Source organism: Candidatus Tisiphia endosymbiont of Nemotelus uliginosus (genome assembly GCF_964264755.1).
Taxonomy (GTDB): Bacteria; Pseudomonadota; Alphaproteobacteria; order Rickettsiales; family Rickettsiaceae; genus Tisiphia.
The window spans coordinates 1,023,472-1,049,463 of the sequence record NZ_OZ183481.1 but is presented as its reverse complement, the minus strand read 5'-3'; the positions used below and the strand labels follow the sequence as shown (position 1 = coordinate 1,049,463).

Sequence of the window (25,992 nt, the reverse complement as noted above, 5' to 3'; positions counted from 1 at the left end):
TTATGCAATGTTTGGCAAGTAAAGGCAAGCTTGATCACTATTGGATTGATAGCGGTGGAACTGGTTGGATTGATCATGTATTGCTCTCAGATGAGATGCAAACAGATATTCAGGCTTTAGTTGCAGGTAAAACTGTTACTTCTTCTATTACTAAACATATAAATTTTGCTGATATTAACCAACCAGAAGGGTTATTTAGCTTATTATTATTTAGTGGTTACCTAAATACAACTACCAAGATGCCAGAAAGAGATATTTATGATTTATCTGCTCCTAACTTAACTACGAGGTGAAATATATTTATGAAAAGAGAATGCTACAATGGGTTACTAAACAAATAAAAATTGATAATTCGGGCTATTATTCTTTTGTTACTCTATTACCAGATGGTAAAATAGAGGCGTTTAAAAAGCGTCTGCAAGAATTATTACTTAATTCTACTAGTTTTCATCAAACAGGAGCAAAGAAAGCAGAACTGTTTTATAGTGGCTTTATGCTAGGCTTTATTAATATGTTAGCTCATAATTATATAATATCATTCCTAAGCTTTTTGCTAGTTCAACTAATCCTATTTTTGGTCTTAATTATTTTCTGATTTAAATTCATTTTAATCTCCATTTAATAATTTGTTTATTTTACTAAATGTAAGATTAAATCTCAACTACTTCACACAATCTTTCTGATAGACTCTCGTATTTTCTTAACCGAATGACATTGTCCTATTACACTCCCCCTAATAACTCTATATCTTGTGTGTGATCTTCTAATACATTCAGATTACTCTCATTACTACTCACTACTTGATCTTTAGGGACATATGCACTATATGCAAGATTGCTAGCATATTCCTGATCTACATTCTTATTAAGTATCTTATTATTAGTATTCTGATATTTTTTTCCAGTTATCATACGAATTACTGCATCTACTAATATCAATGTACTATTAACATCATAATTTTTAGATACAGAATTTGTACTTAAATCATCGGATAATAATCTAGGAAAACTTTCTGGAGAATGTTTGTCGCCTAATACATTATCTCTACGTACTATGTGATGTGAACTATTCTCTCCATGATGATGAGGATGTTTCTGATTATCTAAGTCTAGATCAGATGTGTTCACTGCTAGTAACAATTCCATTCTTTTTAAGAATAATTTCTCCTGATGTGTAATATTTTTACAAAATGTTAATACATCATCTTGCCAATCTTGATTTAAGATTTCTGTTAAATAATCAAAACTCCTGGCTTTATTATCACTAAACTGCTTGATTTTATTACCAAAATCTTCGATTGCGTTATTAATATTAATTGTTAGAAGTTTTTTTTGACATTCTACAGAAGATTTATTTTGGGAATTCTCTAATAAATTCTTGCACTGCATTTTAAATAGAGCAATATTTAACTTCATAGGTTGCATGATATCATTAAATTTTATAAAATTTATATAAGCTAGCATTTCATCCCGTTGGGCTAATAATTGTTCATATTCTTTTACCATTTTTAAAAATTGTGCAATTTCTATATGTTTTTCTATAGGTTCATATAATAGTTCTATAAAAGATCCGGAATTTTGTGATAACATAGCTCCTGTTAATAGTATTCTTGGTAATGATGGATTAGGAGTAAAATGCTTATAGAAGGCATCATTTAACATAGATGCCCATTCACTTGGTGTAATAGGTGGTATATTACTAAGATCTTCTGGTAACAACAAATCTTTTACTGATACCTTAAAATAAGGCGTTGTTCCATTCGATAATTGTACTACTTGATCAATTCTTACATTCAATCTTTCAGTTAACTCCTTTGATGTATTAGCCTGTACATTACTAAAATATTCTTCAACTGTATCTTTACTACCATATTTTGTTAAAACACTATAAGCAGCAGGAGTATTTAAGCTTCTTAACTCTGATGAGCTATAAACAACAGAAAAAAAGAGTGGTAGACCAGCAACATGATAGACGGATTGAACAAAATCCGTCCAATCTTGTACTTTAAGAGAATATACTCTATCCACAAATGCACCATTTGTTTGTTTCATTGCATATTTCCAAGCTAGAAAATATTGTTCTGAAGTTATCCCTATACGCTTTGTATGAAGAAGTTGTATACCACTATCTTTTGCTGATTGTTGCAGATCAAAATGTGCTTTCTTCTGTTCTGATGAAATTATCATAGATTGAGGTAACCCAGAATTATATAATTCTGGGTTATAAGGATATCCACTAAAATAAGACACTGGATTACCAGGTGACTGTAAACTAATATAAAAATATCCAGAAGATGCTGGGAGAGAAAAATTTGTTGCATGATCCGAGTATGTATAATACGAATAAGCATCAGCACTCTTATGATGAATATTTAAGAAATAATCATACTTATAATGATAGAATATACTTTTAAATAGACTATTTTTATTAAGGATACTGTCAGAGTCAGGCTGACATACTGAATTATCTTCATCTACAATCAGAGTTTCTTCAGTAACAAGAGGTAAAGGTACATTTATTTTCTGTAATACAGAGATTTTATTTGGATCTTTAACATTTGGATTTAACGTCCTTAACTCTTCTGCTGACATATTATGAGCTTTAGCAATAGTACCAAAGGTATCTTTTCTTTTTACTATATAAATTCCTTCAAACTCCATTTTTCCACATTCTACGAAATCAGCTCTTAGCTCTGCCCTATCTTTCCAAGCAGGCTCAGCATTTCTCATTATTTTCGCTGTTTGAACGTAATCCCCAGCAATCAAAGATTCTTTTAATGCTACAATATTGCCTTTTTGGAAAGCATGATCCATTACTCCAACTTGACGTGCTAGATTAAGCCGATCCCAACATTCCTCTCCTATTTGTTTTTTAATCTCCTTATATTTTTGTTCAATGGAGTGTTCTAATAAACTTTGAGAAATTGTAGTGTCAATGGTGAAATCTAGATCATCTAACTGCTTCTTCAGATGCGATGTATCACGACCTCGAGATTTCGCATCTGCATAATTTACAATAATATCATATTGCTCAGAAGTTAAATTAATTCCTCTTTCCTTTAATTCATTTTCTGAATATGCTTGCCATCCATTTGGTACTTTATTAATTAGAGCAAAACCAATACCAATGGTTGGTACTCCATAACCATCATCATAGATTTTGAGCTTTTCGCCCCCCTCAGGTTCTGTTACAAACTCAGCAAATTTCTTATTAAATTCTTCTGTAATCATTTTAACCTCCCTTTGGTTTTTGCACTAAAAAATTTAGCATTTAATACACCTTCTTTACGCTTCAAGAAAATATTAGTTACTTCACCTTTTGGTCTAAAATTGGTTGTCCTTATTTCATACAAATAATTTTTACCTTGATACTTAAAAATACCGCTTGCCGCCTCTCCCCATAAAGGATGGGTAACAAATATTTCTTGACTATATAAACATTTATTAGGGTCAAAATGTAGGTAAGATCCTAATATACTAAAATCTTCCATTTGCCTGTTTATATCATATAATTTACCATTCATTCTAACTTCCCTATAATCATCACAATACAGAATATATTCTTGCTTGTTATCACTAGTATTGAATAAATTAAATCGATAAATCTTCATTTTGCCATTACATCGCTTTATATCAATAGCACTTGCAAACTCATCACCTGCATCTTCCAGGGTCTCTTCGATTTCTTCAGCTGTTCCTTCAAGAACCACGGTAGGCCACCATTTATGCATATCAATAGGTTTCTTACCTGGGCAAGCTTTGTTATATTGAGCTATTTCTGGGTCTGTAAGTGTTTTGCCTCTTGCGATTGGCTCAATATGTTCAATGCCATTTTGACTAATAAAGTCTTTTATTAGTTGTCGCTCAAACTTTTTCTCCTCTTCAGTAGCTTTCATCGGGTATTCTATTGGAGCCATTTCTTTATCTTTAAAGAAATTCTTAATCCACACACCTTTTTCCTTTTCTGTTTTAAAATCTATAGCAAAAACATTACTATTTATTAAGAGTGCTATAGAAAACATTAATATTTGTAACATTTTATTACTTATCTTCATTTAATAATCTTTACTATAACATATTTTTTTAATCCACTAATAGCTGTTTTCATTATTTTTGTGATATTGCTTATTTTTTATTCTCTAACTCAGTACATTACTGTTATCATTCTTTAAAAGGCTTATTCTTATCCCGAATTGAGGTTATGTATCATAATGCCTTATAAATTTTTGTTATTTTTACAATGGAATAAAAAATGTAGGATACTATAATAAATAACTGTCAGTAATGTACTATAATGATCAAACTATTGTAAAATCAATTATCTTTTACGATAATAAACTAATGGCAGGTCTACTTACCCTTCATTTTTCTTCTATTCTTTCCTGTTATTACTTTTACTTTATTTATCTACGTTATTAGACTTAAGGATGAGGAGGATGACCTCAATATTATCACAAATATACGTAATACTTGTCTATGGTAATATTTCTTTTGTTGAGCCATCAAAACGTTATCATTTTTTAACCTTTTTGTTTACTAATTTTTATGCATTCTTTTATTTAGGTACACAGCAACCTAGGAATTTGTTGGACTTTATGAATATATGTAGAATTTATACACATTATTTTCTTACGACTCCTTAGACAAAAAAATCCCTAAAATACTTTATTACGCGAATTTTGGATAAGAAGTTAAAAAATTTATAATTTTTTACTGATAAATAGTTAGTGCAAGTTATTATTATGTTATAATGAAGCATATAAGCAAGTTATGAGTAAATACCATGTTCATGAGTTGTTATAAATTATTAGACATTAAGAGTAATTTTTAGTTAATTGAATAAAATATGAAAGAAAAAACCCACAATAATTATCAGCCAAGAATGTTTGTTGGTACCGATGACTTCAAGGCATTATTACTAAATAGCGATATATTTGTTGACAAAAGCCTAATGATTAAGGAGTTATTAGAAGATAGTGGAGCAGTCACACTCATTACCCGCCCAAGACGTTGGGGTAAGAGTCTGAATATGGATATGGTTAGGAGATTTTTTGAAATAGAAATAGGTGAGTATGGCAATCCTCTGCCACAAGAACAAAGAGTGAATCATAAGCTGTTTAGCGGAGGAGAGGTGGATTTGGGTTTTGATGAGACTAAGATACTAAAGCCATTAAAAATTGCTAATGTAGCAAACTCTATGAAACGCCAAGGTCAGTTTCCAGTTATTATTATAAGTTTTAAGGGCGTTAGGGGAAGTAGTTATCAAGAAATTGAGGTGGGAATTAAAAGTCAAATAATTAATTTATTTGCCAAGCATCGTTATTTAGAGCGTTATATAAAACAAGATGAAAAATTATTGATTGATGCACAAAAGGAAATATTACAAAGATATTTTACAGGCAAGTTAATAGAAGATGACATTAAAAATAGTTTGAAATTTCTAAGCGATTTACTTTATAAACATTTTAATCAAAAAGTTTACATATTAATTGATGAATATGATACGCCAATTAATAGTGCCTATATGAAATTTGGCAATAATCTAGAAGAGTTTGAGGAAGTATTAGCTCTATTTCGTGCAATATTTGGTAATAGTCTTAAAACCAATGATTCATTACAAAAAGGTGTTATTACCGGTATATTGCGTGTTGCTAAGGCTAATTTGTTTTCAGATTTGAATAATTTAACTGAATGTAGTTTACTAGATGAAAGATTTTCTAACAGTTACGGGTTTACTCAAGCAGAAGTTGATGAATTATTAACTAAAGTACCAACCACTACAAAGCCAGAAGAGATTAAAAATTGGTATAATGGCTATAATTTTGGTGGAGAAGTCATTTATAATCCATGGTCAATTATGCAATGTTTGGCAAGTAAAGGCAAGCTTGATCACTATTGGATTGATAGTGGTGGGACTGATTGGATTGATCATGTACTGCTCTCAGACGAGATGCAACAAAATATCCAGGCTTTAGTTGCAGGTAAAACGATTACTTCTTCTATTACTAAACATATAAATTTTGCTGATATTAACAAACCAGAAGGGTTATTTAGCTTATTATTATTTAGTGGTTATCTAAATCCTGCAGCCAAGATGTCAGAACAAGATATTTACGAACTATCTATCCCTAATTATGAGGTAAAATATATCTACCAAAAAAGAATGGTGCAATGGGTTAGTAAACAATTAGATATTGATAATTCTGGCTATTATTCTTTCGTTACTTTATTACCAGATGGTAGAATAGAGGAGTTTAAGGAGCGTCTGCAGGAATTGTTACTTAATTCTACTAGTTTTCATCAAACAGGAGAGAAAAAAGCTGAATTATTTTATAGTGGCTTTATGCTCGGCTTTATTAATATGCTAGGTTCTAGTTATATAATATCGAGCGAACAAGAATCAGGGGATGGCAGAGCTGACGTTGTGATGATTCCAAAAATTGGCAAAGGTGATAAAGCGATGATTATCGAGTATAAAATTGCTAAATCCTTAGAAGATTTAGCTGATATAGCCAAAGCAGGCTTACAACAAATTATTAATAGAAAATATGATAGTAAAATAAAAGAGCATTCACATGTGAAACAAATATTAAAAATTTCACTGGCATTTTGTGGAAAAAATATGGAGTTACAATATGAGGTAACGAAGCTCTAATAATAGAGCGTAAGCGTTTGAATTACGAGCAATTTAGTGTTTGGTTGGGTTCGGAAATTGTTCACTACGCCCCGCCATTCGGCACAACTTGCTACTTTTTGCATTTCTGTGAATGGAAAAGCCAGAACGTAATGCAGCTTACAGCCCTCGAGTGTTAGGTTCGAAAATATAAAATTTAATAATTCCCTTTTTTCAGCAATTGTCGAACCTTTAAAAGTTTCATAGGCGTTTTTGCTGATACTTATAAGGTCTGCAAGCTTTTTAGAAAGCTTATCATCTACTTTGTCATAACTCTTAATTAATTCAGTTAATTCATATTGTCTTTCCTTTAATTGAGTTTTCTTACGAAAAAATTCTTCTCTAGTTAAGGTGTCATCTGCTAAGAAATCCATCAATCTATCGAGTTTATTTTGAATAACGGTATGCTCTTGTTTTAATTCTCCAACTTCACGGTTAAATTCATGAGCCTTGTCTTTATTGACACTTGTTAAATAATCCATTATTTGTTTTAATATCTCAGGATTTTTTATTTGTAAGGTTTTTAATACTTCCTCAATTTGCCTTAATATTTCATCTTCCCTGACCCAAATAGCTTTTTTGGGATCTTTTGGACTCCAAGCTCTTAAGTAATACCAAATCACTATCTATTTAATAATATAGATGCTATAGTGTGTTATTTAAGATAGTATAGTGTTAATTAAGATGTCTAGAGGGTATCAGGTATTAGAAGTTAATGTAGAAGAAGTGAAACAATTAATGAATGAAGCAAAGACTAAAGAAGAATTTAGACGTTATCAATCAATCTATCTAGGGCGTGTCATCAATTAAGTAATATTACAGAAGAAGCCAAATAAATTGCTCCCAGAAAATTCTGAGCTAGTTTATCATAACGCGTAGCAATGCCTCGAGATTGTTTAAGTTTTGCAAAGAAATTTTCAATTAAATGACGATACTTATAAAGCTCTACATCATATTCTACAGGAAATTTACGATTCTTCTTGGATGGAATTACAGGAGTGCAATTCTTATCTTTTATCTTATTCCTCATTCTTGCCTTAGCATCATAAGCCTTATCTGCAATTACGGTATCCGCTTTTGTCAAAGTTTCCATTAAAGCATCAGAACCTTGTAAATCATGCGACTGACCAGGGGTTAAATAAAAAGCTGTCGGATTTCCTAAAGCATCAACAGTTGCATGAATTTTAGTTGATAAACCACCTTTACTACGACCTATTGCTTGGTCATCTACTATGACTTTTTTTTAGCTCCGGCACTATGTTGATGTGCTCTAACAATCGTTGAATCAATCATACTATATTCATTATCTGCATCTTGTGCAAGTAGTTCAAAAACCTTCTTCCATACATCTTTTTGGCTCCAACGTGTATGTCTTGTATGAATTACTCTAAAATCTCCAAATCTTTCTGGTAAGTCTCTCCACGGTATACCAGCACGATATCTATATAATACAGCTTCTACGAATAATCTATTATCTTTGGCACTTGCTCCTACGTCTCCTTCTTTTCCAGGTAAAATATCCTTTATCCTTTCCCATTGATCATCTCTTAAAGCATATCTGCACATTATACCAATTCCCAAATTTAATTTAGTATAAAGATGAGAAAAATAGGTTATAATGTAAAAGATAGATAAAATTAGGAATGTAATGGGTACTCATCAAAAATTAATAACAGAAGATTTATACAAACAGGCTATAGCTCAACTTGCAAGTACGAACAAAGAGAATAGGATCGCTATTAGGTTAAGAGCTATAGTAGCTGCAAAAGAACATGGTATTGGTATGGTGTCTAAAATATTTGATATCACAACTAATACGCTAAGAAACTGGATAAAAAGCTTTGCCCAAGGCGATGATAAAAATCTTGAATATAAAAAAGGTAGGGGAAGGAAAAGCGATTTAACGGAAAGCTGCTATGAAGCAATAAACAAATGGATACAAGAAGATTGTAACATAACAATAAAAAGTATCGTCATAAAACTTAAAGAAAATTTGGGAATTAATGTAAGTAAATCGGCTGTACACAGGGCATTGCACAAGCTTAAGTTTGCGTACATTACTCCAAGAGCAGTGCATTACAAACAGAATAAAGAAACTCATGAACAGTTTAAAAAAAAATTCAAGAAAAAATAACAAGCAATCCAAGAAGTTTTTTGTATTTCTTTGATGAATCGCGTTTTGGAACTCATTCTAAATTAGGTCATGGTTGGTTTCGCAAAGGTATCAGAACTCAAGTTAAAATCAAAATAGGTTTTCAGAATTTTTATGTTTACAGTGCTGTTAACCCAATAACAGGAGATGATTTTAGCTTAATGATGCCAAATGTTAATACTATGTCTTTGAACATGTTTCTTGCGGAAATGTCTAAACATATAGGCGTTCAAAAAGCCATTGTTGTTATGGATTGTGCTGGATGGCATAAGTCTAAGGACTTAGTGGTTCCTGCTAATATAGAAATTCTTTATTTGCCACCATATTCTCCTGAATTAAATCCTGCGGAGCGATTATGGGAGCATTTAAAGTCTGAGACTATAAAGAATAAAGTATACAATACAATTGAACAATTAGAAATAGTAGTATCTTCCTCTATTAAAAATTTAAATACCTTGCTAATTCAATCTATTTGTTGCATGAATCATTTACTAAATTAAATTCGGGAATTGGTATTAGTCACCTTCTTATTTTTTTACCAATATCTAGGGCGTGTCATCAATTAAGTTGACATAAATATTAGGATGAGGCAAATTAGATATTGGTAAAAAAATAAGAAGGTGACCAATGCGCAGATATGCTTTAAGAGATGATCAATGGGAAAGGATAAAGGATATTTTACCTGGAAAAGAAGGAGACGTAGGAGCAAGTGCCAAAGATAATAGATTATTCGTAGAAGCTGTATTATATAGATATCGTGCTGGTATACCGTGGAGAGACTTACCAGAAAGATTTGGAGATTTTAGAGTAATTCATACAAGACATACACGTTGGAGCCAAAAAGATGTATGGAAGAAGGTTTTTGAACTACTTGCACAAGATGCAGATAATGAATATAGTATGATTGATTCAACGATTGTTAGAGCACATCAACATAGTGCCGGAGCTAAAAAAAAGTCATAGTAGATGACCAAGCAATAGGTCGTAGTAAAGGTGGTTTATCAACTAAAATTCATGCAACTGTTGATGCTTTAGGAAATCCGACAGCTTTTTATTTAACCCCTGGTCAGTCGCATGATTTACAAGGTTCTGATGCTTTAATGGAAACTTTGACAAAAGCGGATACCGTAATTGCAGATAAGGCTTATGATGCTAAGGCAAGAATGAGGAATAAGATAAAAGATAAGAATTGCACTCCTGTAATTCCATCCAAGAAGAATCGTAAATTTCCTGTAGAATATGATGTAGAGCTTTATAAGTATCGTCATTTAATTGAAAATTTCTTTGCAAAACTTAAACAATCTCGAGGCATTGCTACGCGTTATGATAAACTAGCTCAGAATTTTCTGGGAGCAATTTATTTGGCTTCTTCTGTAATATTGCTTAATTGATGACACGCCCTAGTTATTATTACCCATTATTTTAAAGTCTTATATGATTATTTCAGGTCGATCTTCATGAGTTCTATAACTCACCAAAAATACAATGCTGACAACGGCAACGGGCTGATCACCTTCACTATTAAGGTTAATATCAGTTGATTCTAACTGGCAATCTTTACATAATCCTCTAAGAATTTGGTTGCTCGCTACCAACTGCTCTATTTGAACAGCTAGATTATCAACTATAACATTCACCGTTGCAGTTGCTTTAGCATAACACTCAACAGTAATTCTTAGGCTTCTATCTTGTTGTGAACGAGGTTTGCTGATTGTGTTGTTTGCTATTGTTTCATTAGTGGCAAAGACGATAATGCTGGGTAATCCAACTGATTCAAGGTTATATAAACGGCTATCATAAACTCTATTTGCTGCCATTGTCCGACCTTTTAGCAGTTCCACGAAAGTCTGCCTTATAATTGTTCTAGCGTGCATCCTCTTCCCTAACTCTGCTTTTCTAGGATATGTCGTCACGAGATTGTGATTGCATAATTTTATGTGATTTGTTATTATAATTGTAGTAATAAAAATAGGCGATAAGAAGCAATGAGTTTAGCACATAGAAGACATGATATAAGCGATGAGCTTTGGAATAAGATAGAAAGTAATTTACCTGGTCAGAAAGGTTGTTGGGGAGGTATTGCAAGAGACAATAGAACTTTTATAAATGCAGTGATGTGGATATTTAGAACGGGAGCTCCATGGAGAGATTTGCCTCCTGATTATGGCAATTGGAAGAATGTACACAGAAGATTCTGTAGATGGCGTGATAATGGGATATGGGAGAATTTGCTAAATATTTTTATAAATGCTCCTGATTTTGAATGGTTAATGATAGATTCTACATTTGTAAAAACTCACAAAGCAGGGCTTGGAGCGAAAGGCGGGAATCAAACGGTTAGTCGCACAAAAGGGGCTCAATACAAAGGTACATATGGCCGTGGATGCGTATGGTATGCCGGTCAGAATTATTGTTACAGAAGGTTCCAGAAATGATTGTACTCAAGCTTGCGAGTTAATCCAGAATATGGAGGCACAACATCTTATGGCTGATAAAGCTTACGATACAAACGCCATAATAGAATCGGCTGTGAATGCAAACATAATTCCTGTAATACCATCAAAAAGAAACAGGAAGATTCAAAGAGAGATAGATAAATATCTATATAAGCTAAGGCACATTATTGAAAATACATTTCAAAAATTTAAAGAATGGCGTGGTATAGCAACAAGATATGCTAAAAATACAAAATCATACATGGCGGGTCTTTGTTTAAGGGCTTTACTAATGTGGGCTCAAATCTCGTGACGACATACCCTAGGGAAGATGAAATATTAAGGCAAATTGAGGAAGTATTAAAAACCTTGCAAATAAAAAATCCTGAGATATTAAAACAAACAATCGATTATTTAATAGATGTCAATAAAGGCAAGGCTCATGAATTTAACCGTGAAGTTGGTGAATTAAAACAAGAGCATACCGTTATTCAAAATAAACTCGATAGATTGATGGATTTCTTAGCAGATGGCACCTTAACTAGAGAAGAATTTTTTCGTAAGAAAACTCAATTAAAGGAAAGACAATATGAATTAACTGAATTAATTAAGAGTTATGACAAAGTAGATGATAAGCTTTCTAAAAAGCTTGCAGACCTTATAAGTATCAGCAAAAACGCCTATGAAACTTTTAAAGGTTCGACAATTGTTGAAAAAAGGGAATTATTAAATTTTATATTTTCGAACCTAACACTTGAGGGCTGTAAGCTGCATTACGTTCTGGCTTTTCCATTCATAGAAATGCAAAAAGTAGCAAGTTGTGCCGAATGGCGGGAGTGACGGGACTCGAACCCGCGACCTTCTGCGTGACAGGCAGACGCTCTAACCAACTGAGCTACACCCCCTTTATTAATATCTATGGCATATAGACAGCAATATATATAAAGTCAACTCTTCTGTCAAGAACTCATCAGGCATTGCCTAAAAACAGTTGACAAGATATCTGAAGGTTTTTAAAAATAATAATTAGTACAAACAATTTAACCTCTTAAAACTTGTTTTACAATTTCAGGTTCCTTTTGAATAATCTTAAGAAGTACCTTTGCTGCACCAGTTGGTGATCTATGCCCTTGTTCTCAATTACGTAGTGTTGCAATGCTAACTCCAAATGCTGTATCAAATTGTTTCTGAGTTAGTTTGAGGTGATATCTTGCCTCATGTATACTACTCATAAAAGAAGGGTTGCAAAGATAGGAGAGATATTATAGAGTATATGAGATTATGAGCAAGAATGTATTGACAGAAGACCAAAGAGAAAAGTTGAAGGAACGTTATAAGACAGAATGAGACGGAAGGATACGTGATCGTATTAAGACAGTTTTGATGTATGACGATGGGTATAATAATGTAGAGATTGCTAAGGTACTACTCCTGAGCCACGAAGCGATAAGAAAACATATTGTTGATTATCAAAAAGCCAATAAGCTTTATACCAACAACGGAGGTAGCACAAGCAAATTAAATGATGTTGAGCAGGCAGAATTAGTGAATCACCTAGAAGCAAATAATTATGTTTATGCTAAAGATATAATGCATCACATTGAGAACAAATATGGTGTGACATATAAGATAACTGGAGTAACAAAATTACTATACAAACTGGGGTTTGTTTACAAGAAGCCGAAAGTAGTACCAGCTAAGCTGGATTTTGACAAGCAAGAATTATTTAAGTTAAACTACAGTTTACTAAAAGGGACTCTCAGAGATAAGGAAGCCATATATTTTATGGACGGTGTTCATCCTCAGTATCAAGCAAGGGCAAGGTGCGGTTGGATAAGAAAGAACCAAGATAAGACCTTACCAACATTCAGTGGCTGGAGAAGAAAGCACATGATTGGTGCTATTAACCTAGTTAATTTACAGTTAGTAAGCACAGAGAGTCCCAAAATAAATGGGGAGCAGATAGTTGATTTCCTACAGAGATTGGAAGAGGAGAATAGTGACAAGGAAAAAATATATTTAATCTGTGATAATGCTAGTTACCACAAATCCAAGAAAGTGAAAGAGTATCTAGCAAATAGTAAGATAGAGATGGTATTTTTGCCACCATACAGCCCAAATCTTAATCCAATTGAGAGATTATGGAAGTTTATGCACAGTATTACAACTAATAATAAATTTTATCATAATTTCGAACAATTTGCGGAAGCAATAAACAAATTCTTCAGCAACATCGGCGATTATAAAGATAGGTTACGTACCTTAATGAATGATAATTTCCAAACTATTTCCGTTAACCATTTCTGCAACTCTTCCGGTTAATTGAGTATATATCAATATTTGGTAATGAAATATTGTGTTTCTTTGCTTTTAGTCGACCTTTAGAATATAGGATCGCTTCTTGCATTCCAGCTAGACGCTGTTAACAAAGGTGTAATTTAATAGCAGCAAAAGCGATAAAAGAGAGGAAAGAAAGATCATCTTTTCCATATCGGACAGCAAGCATCCAATTTTCTTTTATTTTTCCAAAGAATCTTTCAATAGCTCCTCTAAGTTTGTATTTTTCTCTATCATAAACAATTTCTGTTCTCTATTTTTTCTTCCAGGGATAACGGTAATATTATTCTGAGACTCAAGGTTTGGTCTATTTTTATTACTATCATATCCACGATCTTGGATAACATAACATCCAACGACGCCTACAGTTAACTCTTCTGCTACAGCAATATCGTTCCTATTACTAGCAGTTAAAAATCCTTCTTATGTACCATGACGTAGTCATAGCAAGATGTAATTTTCTTCTCTATGATTGCTTCTATTTCGTTTTCAAACAATCCTTGTTTTACAGGAAATAACCGCGAATCCATTATATATCTATTCCTTTTTTCTTAATATATCTTAAATATATTCCCAGACAAGGATATAGTATCGATGGCGATGTCATCTAGACAGCGGTGCGAGAAAGAACAAATACAACCACAACCTATTGATGATATCAGCAATTTACGTAGTCAAGGAAGCACTATCATTGGCATTCATGAGGTGTATGGAAAAATTTATGACCAACTTGGTTTTAATAAAATCTTACCCAACCCTGCCAGGGAAATGTCGAGCATAAACATAATACGCAATGTTGTTTTAGCTTGTATTGCTAACCCAACTAGTAAGCGTGAAACAGTCAATTTATTGGTCAATAATTATGGAGTAGATTTAAAGCTTGATTCGGTATACAAAACTATGGATAAAATAGATGATAAGGTGGTTGAGAAAATCGAGCAGTGTGCTTTACTTAGCAGTCAAAAGTTGTTTAAAGAAAAAATCGATGTACTATTTTATGATGCAACTACTCTTTATTTTGAATCATTTACTGAAGATGAGTTGAAGAGTAAGGGGTTTAGTAAAGATCATAAATTCAATGAAGTACAGGTAATGCTGAGCATTTTTGTTACTAATAATGGTATTCCAATCGGTTATGAGATATTTCCTGGTGCAACTTATGAAGGTCATACTTTATTGAAAGCTTTAGATAGCTTGAAAGGCAGGTTTGCTATTGATAAAGTAGTGTTTGTAGCAGACAGCGGTATGTTGAATAATGAAAATTTAGCTCTATTAGAACAGGCTGGCTATCAATATATAGTAGGTGCTAAAATTAAGAATATGACTAAGGATATTACAGCTAAAATCTTAAATAGTGATGATTATCAGCCATTAACCGTTGATGCAGAAGAATATAAGGGAAAAATAATTGAACTAGCTGAAAAGGGTCACAAACTGATTATGAGCTATAGTAGCAAAAGGGCTTATAAAGATGCTCAAGATAGAGAGCAAGCATTGAAGAAATTAATGAAAAAAATGAACAGAAGTAAAGGAGTTAAGTCGTTAATTTCTGCTAGTGGTTATAAAAAATATTTAATAATTAATAATAATGATAAGTTTGCAGTAAACGAGCAAAAGATAGAGGAAGATAGCAAATGGGACGGTTTGCATGGAGTTATTAGTAACCTAGAAAATGTTGATGTAGCGTATATATTGTCTCGTTATAAAGGATTGTGGCAAATTGAAGAAACATTTAGAGTTAGTAAACACGATATTAAGATTAGACCAATTTATCATTGGAGCCCTAGTAGAATCAAGGCACATATTGCTTTATGTTTTATGGCGTTAGTATGTATAAGGCATTTAGAATATCGGGTAAATTTACAGTCAATTAAACTATCACCGGAACGATTACGTAAGGCACTAATTGGGGTGGAGATTACCAGTGTAGTACACATTAAAGATAAAAGAGTATTTGGCATTCCATCCCCGGTATCAGATGAGGCAAAGATTATTTATAAAGCAATGAATTTACCGATTAGCACTATTCCTTATTTAATATCATCAGGAGAGTAAAAGAAATAATCAAGTAGTAAAGCTAATAATTATTATAGGATTATTTTGAAATTTTTATATTCAAACAAATAATTTGTTGTGCATGGAAATTTTATCATTTCCTGAGCTGTCAGCCACTTTTTGGCACAACAACACTGAAGTCGGGAGCAAAAATTTAAAATTGGTACATTTTTAGATTTATAATACTAACTTACAATAAAAAGTTTATTTTACAGAAAGTTAGCTATTGTATACCTGATAATAGCATTATTTTAGAGGCATTTTTTAAAATTGGATTTTATTTTTTTAGGGAAAGATTTTAGAAGAAATCAACAAAAATATTCTCTGTAAGCCTTATGTATATTGCTACACAGCATTATGCCACATTTTTACATAAATGTTGCTAATTCCCTTTATAAAGAAAAAGAATGTTTGTGTTTTAGGAATTCCTGATAATTATTGGGGAACTATAGTTTGTGCAGTTATACAATGGCAAGGAAATTATAAACTATCTAAAATGGAATTAAGAGAATACTGTAATAACTTTATGGAAAAGTATAAATTTCCTAAAAAAATATTTGAGATTGAAGAATTTCCTTTGACTAGGGTATGTCGTCACGAGATTTGAGCCCACATTAGTAAAGCCCTTAAACAAAGACCCGCCATGTATGATTTTGTATTTTTAGCATATCTTGTTGCTATACCACGCCATTCTTTAAATTTTTGAAATGTATTTTCAATAATGTGCCTTAGCTTATATAGATATTTATCTATCTCTCTTTGAATCTTCCTGTTTCTTTTTGATGGTATTACAGGAATTATGTTTGCATTCACAGCCGATTCTATTATGGCGTTTGTATCGTAAGCTTTATCAGCCATAAGATGTTGTGCCTCCATATTCTGGATTAACTCGCAAGCTTGAGTACAATCATTTCTGGAACCTTCTGTAACAATAATTCTGACCGGCATACCATACGCATCCACGGCCATATGTACCTTTGTATTGAGCCCCTTTTGTGCGACTAACCGTTTGATTCCCGCCTTTCGCTCCAAGCCCTGCTTTGTGAGTTTTTACAAATGTAGAATCTATCATTAACCATTCAAAATCAGGAGCATTTATAAAAATATTTAGCAAATTCTCCCATATCCCATTATCACGCCATCTACAGAATCTTCTGTGTACATTCTTCCAATTGCCATAATCAGGAGGCAAATCTCTCCATGGAGCTCCCGTTCTAAATATCCACATCACTGCATTTATAAAAGTTCTATTGTCTCTTGCAATACCTCCCCAACAACCTTTCTGACCAGGTAAATTACTTTCTATCTTATTCCAAAGCTCATCGCTTATATCATGTCTTCTATGTGCTAAACTCATTGCTTCTTATCGCCTATTTTTATTACTACAATTATAATAACAAATCACATAAAATTATGCAATCACAATCTCGTGACGACATACCCTAGTAGTGGTAAAATTAAGCTTGGCAAAATAACAGAAAATGTACTAAACAATTCTTATTTAGAGATTAAATAGAAAGTTGAGGAGAGATTGATCATGAAAAATTTTAACTCACTACAAACCTATAAAGCAGTTGTGTATAATTTGTTTGGCAATCCGTCTGAGGTATTAAAAGTTGTTAGATTAGAAATGCCAATACCTTTGGAGAAGGAACTACTAGTTCAAATGCATGCATGTGCTATCAATCCTTCGGATTTACTAACGATTAGAGGAAGGTATCCCGACAGAGTAGAGTTTCCTAAAATAGCTGGCTTTGAAGGAGTTGGAACTGTTTGTGCTGCTGGTAACTCTAATAATGATCACCTAGTTGGTAAAAGGGTACTAGCATTAAAAGGAAAAGGTACTTGGCAAGAATATAACATTATTCCAGTTCAAGAAGCTGTTTTAATACCTAATGAAATTGATAATCGAACAGCTGCACAATTATATATTAACCCTCTTATACCAATTCCCGAATTTAATTTAGTAAATGATTCATGCAACAAATAGATTGAATTAGCAAGGTATTTAAATTTTTAATAGAGGAAGATACTACTATTTCTAATTGTTCAATTGTATTGTATACTTTATTCTTTATAGTCTCAGACTTTAAATGCTCCCATAATCGCTCCGCAGGATTTAATTCAGGAGAATATGGTGGCAAATAAAGAATTTCTATATTAGCAGGAACCACTAAGTCCTTAGCCTTATGCCATCCAGCACAATCCATAACAACAATGGCTTTTTGAACGCCTATATGTTTAGACATTTCCGCAAGAAACATGTTCAAAGACATAGTATTAACATTTGGCATCATTAAGCTAAAATCATCTCCTGTTATTGGGTTAACAGCACTGTAAACATAAAAATTCTGAAAACCTATTTTGATTTTAACTTGAGTTCTGATACCTTTGCGAAACCAACCATGACCTAATTTAGAATGAGTTCCAAAACGCGATTCATCAAAGAAATACAAAAAACTTCTTGGATTGCTTGTTATTTTTTCTTGAATTTTTTTTTAAACTGTTCATGAGTTTCTTTATTCTGTTTGTAATGCACTGGTCTTGGAGTAATGTACGCAAACTTAAGATTGTGCAATGCCCTGTGTACAGCCGATTTACTTACATTAATTCCCAAATTTTCTTTAAGTTTTATGACGATACTTTTTATTGTTATGTTACAATCTTCTTGTATCCATTTGTTTATTGCTTCATAGCAGCTTTCCGTTAAATCGCTTTTCCTTCCCCTACCTTTTTTATATTCAAGATTTTTATCATCGCCTTGGGCAAAGCTTTTTATCCAGTTTCTTAGCGTATTAGTTGTGATATCAAATATTTTAGACACCATACCAATACCATGTTCTTTTGCAGCTACTATAGCTCTTAACCTAATAGCGATCCTATTCTCTTTGTTCGTACTTGCAAGTTGAGCTATAGCCTGTTTGTATAAATCTTCTGTTATTAATTTTTGATGAGTACCCATTACATTCCTAATTTTATCTATCTTTTACATTATAACCTATTTTTCTCATCTTTATACTAAATTAAATTTGGGAATTGGTATTACTTGTTGGCTAATGTTAATTGACAAATTAAAAATTAATAAAAGTGATATTCTTTTAATAAATGCTGGCAATTCAATTTGTGGACATGTCATTGCTGGTTTTTCTAAAATCTTAGGCTTTGATTTGATTTCAATTGTAAGGAGTGCTGAAAATAAGGACAAATTGGAACAACTTGGTCTAAAGAAAGTTATTAACTCAAATGAAGAAGACCTCTCTACTGCTATTTTAAAATTTACAAATAACAGAGGGGTTGATTATGCTATAGATGCAATTGGTGGTAATGCAGGAGCAGCACTGCTAAAAACAGTTAATCCTGGTGGTAAATTTTTGCAATATGGTTTAATGTCTGGGCAACAGCTTCCAGCTTCTTTCTTTACTGAGGCAACGGAGAAAAATGTACAATTTGAATTTTATCATTTGCGAGATTGGGTGTATGGCAAACCGATAAGCTATAGACAGCAAATATTTAAACAAATGATAGAACATTTTGTTAGAGCAGATATAAAACTACCTATAGATACTGAGTACAATATAGATCAAATTGCAGAAGCTGTTACTATGGCAGAATCTGAAGGAAGAAATGGTAAAATCTTACTTAATTTTGATATTAATGCAAGTAGGGGTTAAATTACAGAAACGGGGCAAAGGCGAACTAGGAGTCGGAATTGCTGTTAATTTCTTTTCTGTTATAGAAAAATATCCTGCAATAAATTATCTGACAGTCAAAATTTATCTGACAATCTAATAAGTTAATTTATACTGTCTGTAAGATCAAATCTTGACTTCTACACAAAGCGACTTCTTGCAATGACTCTTGGTGAGCTGGTTTTTTATTCATCAATTCATTCAACAACCTGATCTAAATAAATTACTTGAAAATATTGTTTAGCCGCTAACGACTGTATATTAGGTATTTCAGGATATTGTAATAATAATGGCAAGAATACGCTTCCTCCAATAACAATACGGGTATTTACTCCAGCAGGATGCAATCCCCATACATCTTGATAACTCATAGCCATTAATGGGCTTTCTTTATTATAAGAATTAGGGTAATTACCAATATACATAACTACACGTCCGCCAATATATATAATTGTCAAGAACGGTTTACCATTCTCCATTAGATACGATATCCTCTGCTCTGGGGACGCATAACTCATATCCACCATTCTACCATATCGCGGTTGGGATGCTGATTCTTTTGGTAACCATATACCAAAAGAGGCAAAGAAATTTTTTAATTCTGATGAACAATCATTATAAAAATACGAACCATTCCAACCATACGGGCGACCAGTTAAACTACTAAGAATATTAGCTATATTACGTTGCGTGACCATTAAAGGCATGTCTGCAGTATTTTGGTTAGGTATCTCAGCATATTTAATCACAGCATGTCCATTTTTTATCGAAGGTATCATTAACTTTTTGCTTAAAGTAGAACTATTATCAACCCTTGGAAATATGGAACCTATGTAGGCAGAAAACAGAAATTGACCTGTTGTATCAGTTATAGTTGTTTGAGTACGAGTAATTGCCACAAGATGCGATTTTGCTGCAACCTGCCATTTATTAACAAACTATGTGCTTGTTCGTGCAATTCCACTACTTTTTACCCATACCATAACATCAGGATCAGGAGTTATAACCAACGACCAAGCTCTATCCTTTGTTGTCCCTATAATATAAAGAGGTGTTCCTGCCCAAATAGATGCCCATTGTAAATTATCAGAAGGATATCTCGCTATCTTATAAATATAAAAATACACATCATTGGTTGGTAACAATCGTCCATGCAAATTATCAATGGCAATAGCCCTATTACTAGCTTGATAAGTTAAATTACAAAATTGCGTTATATCAATATTAGCACTAATAGCATTAATCCAGCCTTCCTTATAAGGGCGGAAATTTCCTCCATACCCGATTCCATTAACGGTTTTATCTTTGTTGCTAAATTCAATTAATCTGTTTTGTATAATAGTTGCTATATCATTCGGTGTAGCAATATGTAATAGTTGCTTTACATATTGCTTATCCCATGGAGATAAATCACCATAATTATGTTTATAAAGTTTTTCTAGATGTTTTTTTTGTACATCTGGACTTAATAAAGGAGTATCGTAATCAGGACTTTTCTCATTTATCCAATCATTAATATTTTGAGAATAATTCTCTATAGGAAATATCTGGATAACATTTTGGTTTATTTTAGGATAGTTATTTTTAGTAGTCTTTAAAGTGCAACTGGTCATAGAACATAATACAATTAAGTAAAAAATATATCTTATCATAAAAATCAACTCCACTAATAGATATATGCAAAATTATTTGAAAAATTGTATAGCTAACAAGTTTGCTATGGATCAATACCAATATCGGGTATAATATTAGTTCATCTCATTAACTTGTAATTTAGATTTCTCTAAGTATTTTAATATTTCTTCATGTAACTTAGTCCATTTGATTTGTTTTTTCATAAAAGGCATAAATTCTTTCTTCCATACTGTTATGTATTGCTGAGAATATTCTTGTTCGAATTTTTGGAATTCAGAAGAAATATTTTCTTTAAACATAGCTATTAAATTTGAAACCTCAGTAATTTTATGAGCTTCTAAAGATTCCAAAGATAAAATGTCTTGTTGTAAAATATCTATTTTATTTAATATATTGCTCTTAAATGTACCATATAGCAAGCTCATGTCATACCTTAAATCGGAATTATAATATATTTCCATTTTATATATTAGACTATTGAACGCTTTGCGTGATACCTCTTGTTCATAATTTGTAAGGGATGTTAATAAATATTTATAGTCTTTTTCATTTAAATCATGTGGTTTAACAAGCATATGAATTTTGGAGTATAAATTGTTAAATTCACTATAAATACTATCTCGATACTTATCTATAAGCTTAGGAAATACATCTTGTTGTTCAAGTTTTAAAGGTAAATCCTTCCTAATTTCTATTGGGAGATTATGTATCGAAAACTGATATACTACCCACATAAAACTCTCATCAAATTCATTTGAATAATTGATACGATCATCAGGCAAAACTATCTTACCCTCTTTATCATTCCAAGGTCGTATCTTATAAAAAAATCTATTCAGTCTTTCTTTTAATTTTAGAATATCTGTGTTTTTATCTCCCATTTTATATAATACTTTATCCATTAAACGTTTAGCCTCGTTGGATTCTATTCTATTATTTATATGAAGACCTATATTATTTCTTTCCAATAACTCCCAATCAAATAATCTATGCGGATCAACTTTACGTAGCACATAACTGTCAAATGCTTTACTGTACAATATTGTTCCTATTTCAGAATGACTAAATATCATATCTTTTCTTATTTTAAAACGTTTCATAAGATATAGGAGTAATTCTTTTACAGATTCCATTTGCTGTTGTGAAAACAATTCACGCCCAGTATTCACTATTTCTATGCCGATAGAATAATTATTTAAAGCAGTTAATTCTTCAAATTGCTCACCCATTTTAATTTTAGCATAACTAATACCAGCATGGTATGCTCGCTTTTCTAAAGGAACCGTTAACGTAATACTGCCATCCTTATCTACAATAAAATGAGCAGACAGACCTATTTTGTTTAGCAATTCTTTTGTATCTTTTAATGTTGATATACCAGTATGGTGAACTATAACCATTGATACTTTTTTACCTTCTCTGTCACCATAATTTGCAACTGGCACAGGGGCTAGGAAAAGTAAGTTTTTCTTTTGCAATACAGGAAGTTCTCTTTGTAAATGAGCAAAATCATTTTGAAAGCTTACAATATCAGGATATGACTTAGATAAAGCACCAACTTTTTTATGGGAACACCCAACATTTAACAATGCAACTATTATAACAAGATAGTATCTTGAAAAAATCTTAAAAGCTTTATTGGTCATACAAATATAAAATCACTAAATAAAATATATTAAAAAATTAAGTACTTATCTTTCATTTTAGATTATTCAATGGTAAATTCAAGGGATTAATTAGTATCACCGTAATTCAGGGCGATTTAAAAGTTACACTATAACTTTTAAACTACTATGGTTGCATCTAATATAAAATAATTATAGAAATGCAAACAATTTAATGCTATAAGTAAGCGGTGCTATGGTCATATGATTTGGAGAGGTGGCCGAGAGGCTGAAGGCGACGGTTTGCTAAACCGTTATACGGGTAACCGTATCGAGGGTTCGAATCCCTCTCTCTCCGCCATTCGGCACAACTTGCTACTTTTTGCATTTCTGTGAATGGAAAAGCCAGAACGTAATGCAGCTTACAGTCTCGAGTGTTAGGTTTGAAAATATAAAATTTAATAATTCCCTTTTTTCAGCAATTGTCGAACCTCTAAAAGTTTCGTGAGGATAAGAACCTAGAGTTATTAGCATTGTAGCTGTATCAGTAAATTTATCGTCTGCTTCATATAATACGAATAAGCATCAGCACTCTTATGATGAATATTTAAGAAATAATCATACTTATAATGATAGAATATACTTTTAAATAGACTATTTTTATTAAGGATACCGTCAGAGTCAGGCTGACATACTGAATTATCTTCATCTACAATCAGAGTTTCTTCAGTAACAAGAGGTAAAGGTACGTTTATTTTCTGGTGATTTGGTATAAGGTAACTTTTTATTATTAGAGTTAATAGATGCATCAAATGCCATAGAGACTAAATTCGCTAACTTTTCTTCTTGTTCTAAAATCTCAGGTAACACTTTCCAATATGATATAGTTATCAACTTATTTGAACTATTATATGTAAATGGTTCAGAAACAAAAGATTTTAAATACTCAACTACTTTGCTATCTATTTTAAAGTACAACTCATTTCTTGCAACTATTCCTATTATTACTCCATCTTTATATATACCATAACTACCAAACATTGCACGAGTAGTGATTTGACCAAAAGGGGCTAGTATATCTTTAATATATTCAATAAATTCATTACTTTTCATAATTAACCTATCGGTTGTTCTGTACGAGAAATTACCACAAGATATTATACGAACTTTACTACACTGCAATCGATTATCCCTTATTTTATATAGCTAAGTCGAATAAGTTCTGATATTGTTGTTATAAGTTTAGATTGCTTCATCGCTACTAAACTATCTCCACTAATAGACAAAGGAGTTATCTAGAATCTTAACGAGTTAGCTATATTCCAATGCATAGTATCATTTGAGTATAATTGGTAATTGAGATTAAAACAATGCAACTTTTCAATTTAACAGGCAAAACAGCCCTCATTACAGGAGCAAGTAGTGGTCTTGGAGAGCAATTCTCTCGCCTTCTTTCTAGGGTATGTCGTCACGAGATTTGAGCCCACATTAGTAAAGCCCTTAAACAAAGACCCGCCATGTATGATTTTGTATTTTTAGCATATCTTGTTGCTATACCACGCCATTCTTTAAATTTTTGAAATGTATTTTCAATAATGTGCCTTAGCTTATATAGATATTTATCTATCTCTCTTTGAATCTTCCTGTTTCTTTTTGATGGTATTACAGGAATTATGTTTGCATTCACAGCCGATTCTATTATGGCGTTTGTATCGTAAGCTTTATCAGCCATAAGATGTTGTGCCTCCATATTCTGGATTAACTCACAAGCTTGAGTACAATCATTTCTGGAACCTTCTGTAACAATAATTCTGACCGGCATACCATACGCATCCACGGCCATATGTACCTTTGTATTGAGCCCCCTTTTGTGCGACTAACCGTTTGATTCCCGCCTTTCGCTCCAAGTCCTGCTTTGTGAGTTTTTACAAATGTAGAATCTATCATTAACCATTCAAAATCAGGAGCATTTATAAAAATATTTAGCAAATTCTCCCATATCCCATTATCACGCCATCTACAGAATCTTCTGTGTACATTCTTCCAATTGCCATAATCAGGAGGCAAATCTCTCCATGGAGCTCCCGTTCTAAATATCCACATCACTGCATTTATAAAAGTTCTATTGTCTCTTGCAATACCTCCCCAACAACCTTTCTGACCAGGTAAATTACTTTCTATCTTATTCCAAAGCTCATCGCTTATATCATGTCTTCTATGTGCTAAACTCATTGCTTCTTATCGCCTATTTTTATTACTACAATTATAATAACAAATCACATAAAATTATGCAATCACAATCTCGTGACGACATACCCTAGCGTAGGAGTACGAATCATATTGGCTAGTAGAAGACTAGATAAACTGCAAATTTTAGCCTCTGAGCTTAGCAATGCTATTGCCCTAGAAATGGATGTGGCAGATAAGAACTCTGTCCAAAGAGCCTTTAATATATTAAAACAACAAGGAGAACTCATAGATATCTGCATTAATAATGCCGGAATTGCAAAACCTACACCAATCTTTACATCATGTGAACTAGATGATTTCGAGTCTATTATGCAAACCAATGTACTGGGAATTTGGTACGTTACCAAGAAAGTTGCTAATCACATGAGAAACCATGGAATCCATGGGAGTATTATCAATATTAGTAGTGTCAATGGAGCCAACCGTTTAAGCGAAAATATCGCTGGTTATTGTGCATCTAAAGCATCTGTTATCCAAATGACAAAGTCATTAGTCGGAGAGTTGGCAAAAGCCTATATCCGGATTAATTGTATTATACCTGGTATATTTCATACACCGCTTACAGATTACAAATTAAATACAGAAGAAAAACGTAAAGCAATAGCAGAACTTACACCTCTAAATTTTATAGCGGAACCTAGTGACCTTGACGGTGCAATTTTATACCTTGCCTCAAACAAAGCATCTCGATATGTTACAGGCTCATGTATTACCGTTGATGGTGGCGTTTCCTGGGGAGGCAAGTAACACTAACAACTATCTTTGACTTATGCAGAAAGTCTAGGTGTATAGTTCCAGGGGGTGGTGGTTAGGGTTAATAATAAATTTATTTGGATCAGATGTCCATGTTTTCATGATAAATTCATAAGGAATTAAACCTTTAAGAGCTTTAAGTTTTCTTGCCTAAAACGTTTCTTATCACTTGGCAATAACTTATTTTGTTCCCATTCTTGATAAATTTTATAAAAATTATCTACTAAATAATAAACAGTTGTGATACATTTATTCATGTTGAGAGTATATTTTTTTGAATAATTCTTATATACCTCAACACTTCCTTACTTACAACCCTTATCATTCCTATACTCGCATTGATAGTATAGCTGCACGTGTTCAACATTCATTTTCAAATCCAATTCTTGAAATCATTTTTGGGAGAATTT

27 protein-coding genes, 2 tRNA genes and 2 pseudogenes are annotated in these 25,992 nt (G+C 32.4%); 16 read left to right on the top strand and 15 right to left on the bottom strand.

Going from position 1 to position 25,992, the window contains the following annotated elements; genetic code table 11:
* Positions 1 to 2 precede the first annotated feature (2 nt).
* Together ACFELW_RS05445 and ACFELW_RS05440 are read left to right on the top strand one after the other, a co-directional pair.
* Entirely contained in the window at positions 3 to 293 is a 291-nt protein-coding gene (locus ACFELW_RS05445) for a hypothetical protein (protein WP_375329876.1), read from the top strand.
* A 20-nt stretch (positions 294 to 313) separates the two neighbouring features.
* On the top strand, positions 314 to 595 hold the full coding sequence (locus tag ACFELW_RS05440) for a hypothetical protein (RefSeq protein WP_375329875.1): 282 nt from the start codon (positions 314 to 316) through the stop codon (positions 593 to 595).
* 127 nt (positions 596 to 722) lie between these two features.
* Here ACFELW_RS05440 and ACFELW_RS05435 read toward each other — a convergent pair whose 3' ends face one another.
* Positions 723 to 3,230, bottom strand: a complete 2,508-nt coding sequence (locus ACFELW_RS05435) for a LysM peptidoglycan-binding domain-containing protein (RefSeq protein WP_375329874.1) — start codon at positions 3,228 to 3,230, stop codon at positions 723 to 725.
* Positions 3,227 to 4,054, bottom strand: a complete 828-nt coding sequence (locus ACFELW_RS05430) for a hypothetical protein (RefSeq protein WP_375329873.1) — start codon at positions 4,052 to 4,054, stop codon at positions 3,227 to 3,229. The genes ACFELW_RS05435 and ACFELW_RS05430 overlap by 4 nt, the downstream gene beginning before the upstream one ends.
* 791 nt (positions 4,055 to 4,845) lie before the next feature.
* Here ACFELW_RS05430 and ACFELW_RS05425 point away from each other — a divergent pair.
* Entirely contained in the window at positions 4,846 to 6,654 is a 1,809-nt protein-coding gene (locus ACFELW_RS05425) for an AAA family ATPase (protein ID WP_375329872.1), read from the top strand.
* Here the strand turns inward: ACFELW_RS05425 and ACFELW_RS05420 are convergent.
* Complete coding sequence (locus ACFELW_RS05420; protein ID WP_375329871.1) at positions 6,651 to 7,295, bottom strand: hypothetical protein; 645 nt, start codon at positions 7,293 to 7,295, stop codon at positions 6,651 to 6,653. The two genes, ACFELW_RS05425 and ACFELW_RS05420, sit on opposite strands and share 4 nt — an antisense overlap.
* A 49-nt stretch (positions 7,296 to 7,344) precedes the next feature.
* Between ACFELW_RS05420 and ACFELW_RS05415 the strand changes: the two genes are divergently transcribed.
* Positions 7,345 to 7,482: a hypothetical protein gene (locus ACFELW_RS05415; RefSeq protein WP_375329870.1), complete on the top strand. Its 138-nt coding sequence runs from the start codon at positions 7,345 to 7,347 to the stop codon at positions 7,480 to 7,482.
* Here ACFELW_RS05415 and ACFELW_RS05410 read toward each other — a convergent pair.
* Positions 7,475 to 8,238 (bottom strand): IS5 family transposase gene (locus ACFELW_RS05410; protein ID WP_375329869.1). Its coding sequence is split into 2 segments (ribosomal slippage): positions 7,475 to 7,903 and positions 7,906 to 8,238, totalling 762 coding nucleotides; the frame shifts between segments, so codons are not numbered across the junction. The genes ACFELW_RS05415 and ACFELW_RS05410 overlap by 8 nt on opposite strands.
* Before the next feature lie 82 nt (positions 8,239 to 8,320).
* On the opposite strand from ACFELW_RS05410, the gene ACFELW_RS05405 reads away from it, so the two are divergent.
* The 3 genes from ACFELW_RS05405 (at position 8,321) to ACFELW_RS05395 (ending at position 10,215) form a co-directional block, all read left to right on the top strand.
* Entirely contained in the window at positions 8,321 to 8,806 is a 486-nt protein-coding gene (locus tag ACFELW_RS05405; RefSeq protein ID WP_375329868.1) for a helix-turn-helix domain-containing protein, read from the top strand.
* 20 nt (positions 8,807 to 8,826) lie between these two features.
* On the top strand, positions 8,827 to 9,324 hold the full coding sequence (locus ACFELW_RS05400) for an IS630 family transposase (protein WP_375329867.1): 498 nt from the start codon (positions 8,827 to 8,829) through the stop codon (positions 9,322 to 9,324).
* A 127-nt stretch (positions 9,325 to 9,451) separates the two neighbouring features.
* Positions 9,452 to 10,215, top strand: a protein-coding gene (locus ACFELW_RS05395) for an IS5 family transposase (protein WP_375329714.1) whose coding sequence is annotated in 2 segments (ribosomal slippage) — positions 9,452 to 9,784 and positions 9,787 to 10,215 — 762 coding nt in all. Because the reading frame shifts where the segments join, the coding sequence is not laid out codon by codon here.
* 39 nt (positions 10,216 to 10,254) lie between these two features.
* Here the strand turns inward: ACFELW_RS05395 and ACFELW_RS05390 are convergent.
* Positions 10,255 to 10,737 (bottom strand): hypothetical protein, encoded by a 483-nt coding sequence (locus ACFELW_RS05390; protein ID WP_375329866.1) that lies wholly within the window; start codon positions 10,735 to 10,737, stop codon positions 10,255 to 10,257.
* A 72-nt stretch (positions 10,738 to 10,809) separates the two neighbouring features.
* On the opposite strand from ACFELW_RS05390, the gene ACFELW_RS05385 reads away from it, so the two are divergent.
* Together ACFELW_RS05385 and ACFELW_RS05380 are read left to right on the top strand one after the other, a co-directional pair.
* Positions 10,810 to 11,572, top strand: a protein-coding gene (locus tag ACFELW_RS05385; RefSeq protein ID WP_375329865.1) for an IS5 family transposase whose coding sequence is annotated in 2 segments (ribosomal slippage) — positions 10,810 to 11,177 and positions 11,176 to 11,572 — 765 coding nt in all. Because the reading frame shifts where the segments join, the coding sequence is not laid out codon by codon here.
* On the top strand, positions 11,569 to 12,099 hold the full coding sequence (locus ACFELW_RS05380) for a hypothetical protein (protein WP_375329864.1): 531 nt from the start codon (positions 11,569 to 11,571) through the stop codon (positions 12,097 to 12,099). Before ACFELW_RS05385 ends, ACFELW_RS05380 begins: the two co-directional genes overlap by 4 nt.
* Here the strand turns inward: ACFELW_RS05380 and ACFELW_RS05375 are convergent.
* Positions 12,088 to 12,164: transfer RNA gene (locus ACFELW_RS05375), tRNA-Asp, on the bottom strand. The genes ACFELW_RS05380 and ACFELW_RS05375 overlap by 12 nt on opposite strands.
* A gap of 451 nt (positions 12,165 to 12,615) precedes the next feature.
* Here ACFELW_RS05375 and ACFELW_RS05370 point away from each other — a divergent pair.
* From ACFELW_RS05370 to ACFELW_RS05360, 3 genes are all read left to right on the top strand, one after another.
* On the top strand, positions 12,616 to 13,581 hold the full coding sequence (locus tag ACFELW_RS05370; protein ID WP_375330522.1) for an IS630 family transposase: 966 nt from the start codon (positions 12,616 to 12,618) through the stop codon (positions 13,579 to 13,581).
* A gap of 609 nt (positions 13,582 to 14,190) precedes the next feature.
* Complete coding sequence (locus tag ACFELW_RS05365; RefSeq protein WP_375329863.1) at positions 14,191 to 15,651, top strand: IS1634 family transposase; 1,461 nt, start codon at positions 14,191 to 14,193, stop codon at positions 15,649 to 15,651.
* Between the two features lie 376 nt (positions 15,652 to 16,027).
* A complete protein-coding gene (locus ACFELW_RS05360; RefSeq protein WP_375329862.1) occupies positions 16,028 to 16,258 on the top strand; it encodes an AMP-binding enzyme in 231 nt (76 codons plus the stop codon).
* Here the strand turns inward: ACFELW_RS05360 and ACFELW_RS05355 are convergent.
* A pseudogene (locus tag ACFELW_RS05355) lies at positions 16,246 to 17,008 on the bottom strand (IS5 family transposase). The gene ACFELW_RS05360 and the pseudogene ACFELW_RS05355 overlap by 13 nt on opposite strands.
* 180 nt (positions 17,009 to 17,188) lie before the next feature.
* Between ACFELW_RS05355 and ACFELW_RS05350 the strand changes: the two are divergent.
* On the top strand, positions 17,189 to 17,641 hold the full coding sequence (locus tag ACFELW_RS05350) for an alcohol dehydrogenase catalytic domain-containing protein (RefSeq protein ID WP_375329861.1): 453 nt from the start codon (positions 17,189 to 17,191) through the stop codon (positions 17,639 to 17,641).
* On the opposite strand, the gene ACFELW_RS05345 is transcribed toward ACFELW_RS05350, so the two are convergent.
* Both ACFELW_RS05345 and ACFELW_RS05340 read right to left on the bottom strand, forming a co-directional pair.
* Entirely contained in the window at positions 17,610 to 18,107 is a 498-nt protein-coding gene (locus ACFELW_RS05345) for an IS630 family transposase (RefSeq protein WP_375329846.1), read from the bottom strand. The genes ACFELW_RS05350 and ACFELW_RS05345 overlap by 32 nt on opposite strands.
* A gap of 20 nt (positions 18,108 to 18,127) precedes the next feature.
* Positions 18,128 to 18,613, bottom strand: a complete 486-nt coding sequence (locus tag ACFELW_RS05340) for a helix-turn-helix domain-containing protein (RefSeq protein WP_375329860.1) — start codon at positions 18,611 to 18,613, stop codon at positions 18,128 to 18,130.
* Between the two features lie 94 nt (positions 18,614 to 18,707).
* On the opposite strand from ACFELW_RS05340, the gene ACFELW_RS05335 reads away from it, so the two are divergent.
* Positions 18,708 to 19,322, top strand: coding sequence for a zinc-binding dehydrogenase (locus ACFELW_RS05335; protein ID WP_375329859.1), 615 nt, complete (start codon positions 18,708 to 18,710; stop codon positions 19,320 to 19,322).
* 215 nt (positions 19,323 to 19,537) lie between these two features.
* On the opposite strand, the pseudogene ACFELW_RS05330 reads toward ACFELW_RS05335, so the two are convergent.
* From ACFELW_RS05330 to ACFELW_RS05320, 3 genes and pseudogenes are all read right to left on the bottom strand, one after another.
* Positions 19,538 to 20,266: pseudogene (locus ACFELW_RS05330) on the bottom strand (NlpC-P60 family protein); the annotation flags it as partial.
* A gap of 12 nt (positions 20,267 to 20,278) precedes the next feature.
* Positions 20,279 to 20,992 carry an SH3 domain-containing protein gene (locus ACFELW_RS05325; RefSeq protein ID WP_375329858.1) on the bottom strand — a complete coding sequence of 238 codons (714 nt, stop codon included), beginning with the start codon at positions 20,990 to 20,992 and terminating at the stop codon, positions 20,279 to 20,281.
* A gap of 96 nt (positions 20,993 to 21,088) precedes the next feature.
* Positions 21,089 to 22,621 (bottom strand): N-acetylmuramoyl-L-alanine amidase, encoded by a 1,533-nt coding sequence (locus ACFELW_RS05320; RefSeq protein ID WP_375329857.1) that lies wholly within the window; start codon positions 22,619 to 22,621, stop codon positions 21,089 to 21,091.
* A gap of 229 nt (positions 22,622 to 22,850) precedes the next feature.
* Between ACFELW_RS05320 and ACFELW_RS05315 the strand changes: the two genes are divergently transcribed.
* Positions 22,851 to 22,940: transfer RNA gene (locus ACFELW_RS05315), tRNA-Ser, on the top strand.
* A 365-nt stretch (positions 22,941 to 23,305) separates the two neighbouring features.
* Here ACFELW_RS05315 and ACFELW_RS05310 read toward each other — a convergent pair.
* Positions 23,306 to 23,692 carry a TfoX/Sxy family protein gene (locus tag ACFELW_RS05310; RefSeq protein WP_341759180.1) on the bottom strand — a complete coding sequence of 129 codons (387 nt, stop codon included), beginning with the start codon at positions 23,690 to 23,692 and terminating at the stop codon, positions 23,306 to 23,308.
* A 355-nt stretch (positions 23,693 to 24,047) separates the two neighbouring features.
* Positions 24,048 to 24,811 (bottom strand): IS5 family transposase gene (locus ACFELW_RS05305; protein WP_375329687.1). Its coding sequence is split into 2 segments (ribosomal slippage): positions 24,048 to 24,454 and positions 24,454 to 24,811, totalling 765 coding nucleotides; the frame shifts between segments, so codons are not numbered across the junction.
* A 72-nt stretch (positions 24,812 to 24,883) separates the two neighbouring features.
* Here ACFELW_RS05305 and ACFELW_RS05300 point away from each other — a divergent pair.
* Entirely contained in the window at positions 24,884 to 25,576 is a 693-nt protein-coding gene (locus tag ACFELW_RS05300) for an SDR family NAD(P)-dependent oxidoreductase (RefSeq protein ID WP_375329856.1), read from the top strand.
* A 125-nt stretch (positions 25,577 to 25,701) separates the two neighbouring features.
* Here ACFELW_RS05300 and ACFELW_RS05295 read toward each other — a convergent pair whose 3' ends face one another.
* A complete protein-coding gene (locus ACFELW_RS05295; protein WP_341759178.1) occupies positions 25,702 to 25,839 on the bottom strand; it encodes a hypothetical protein in 138 nt (45 codons plus the stop codon).
* Between the last annotated feature and the right edge of the window lie 153 nt (positions 25,840 to 25,992).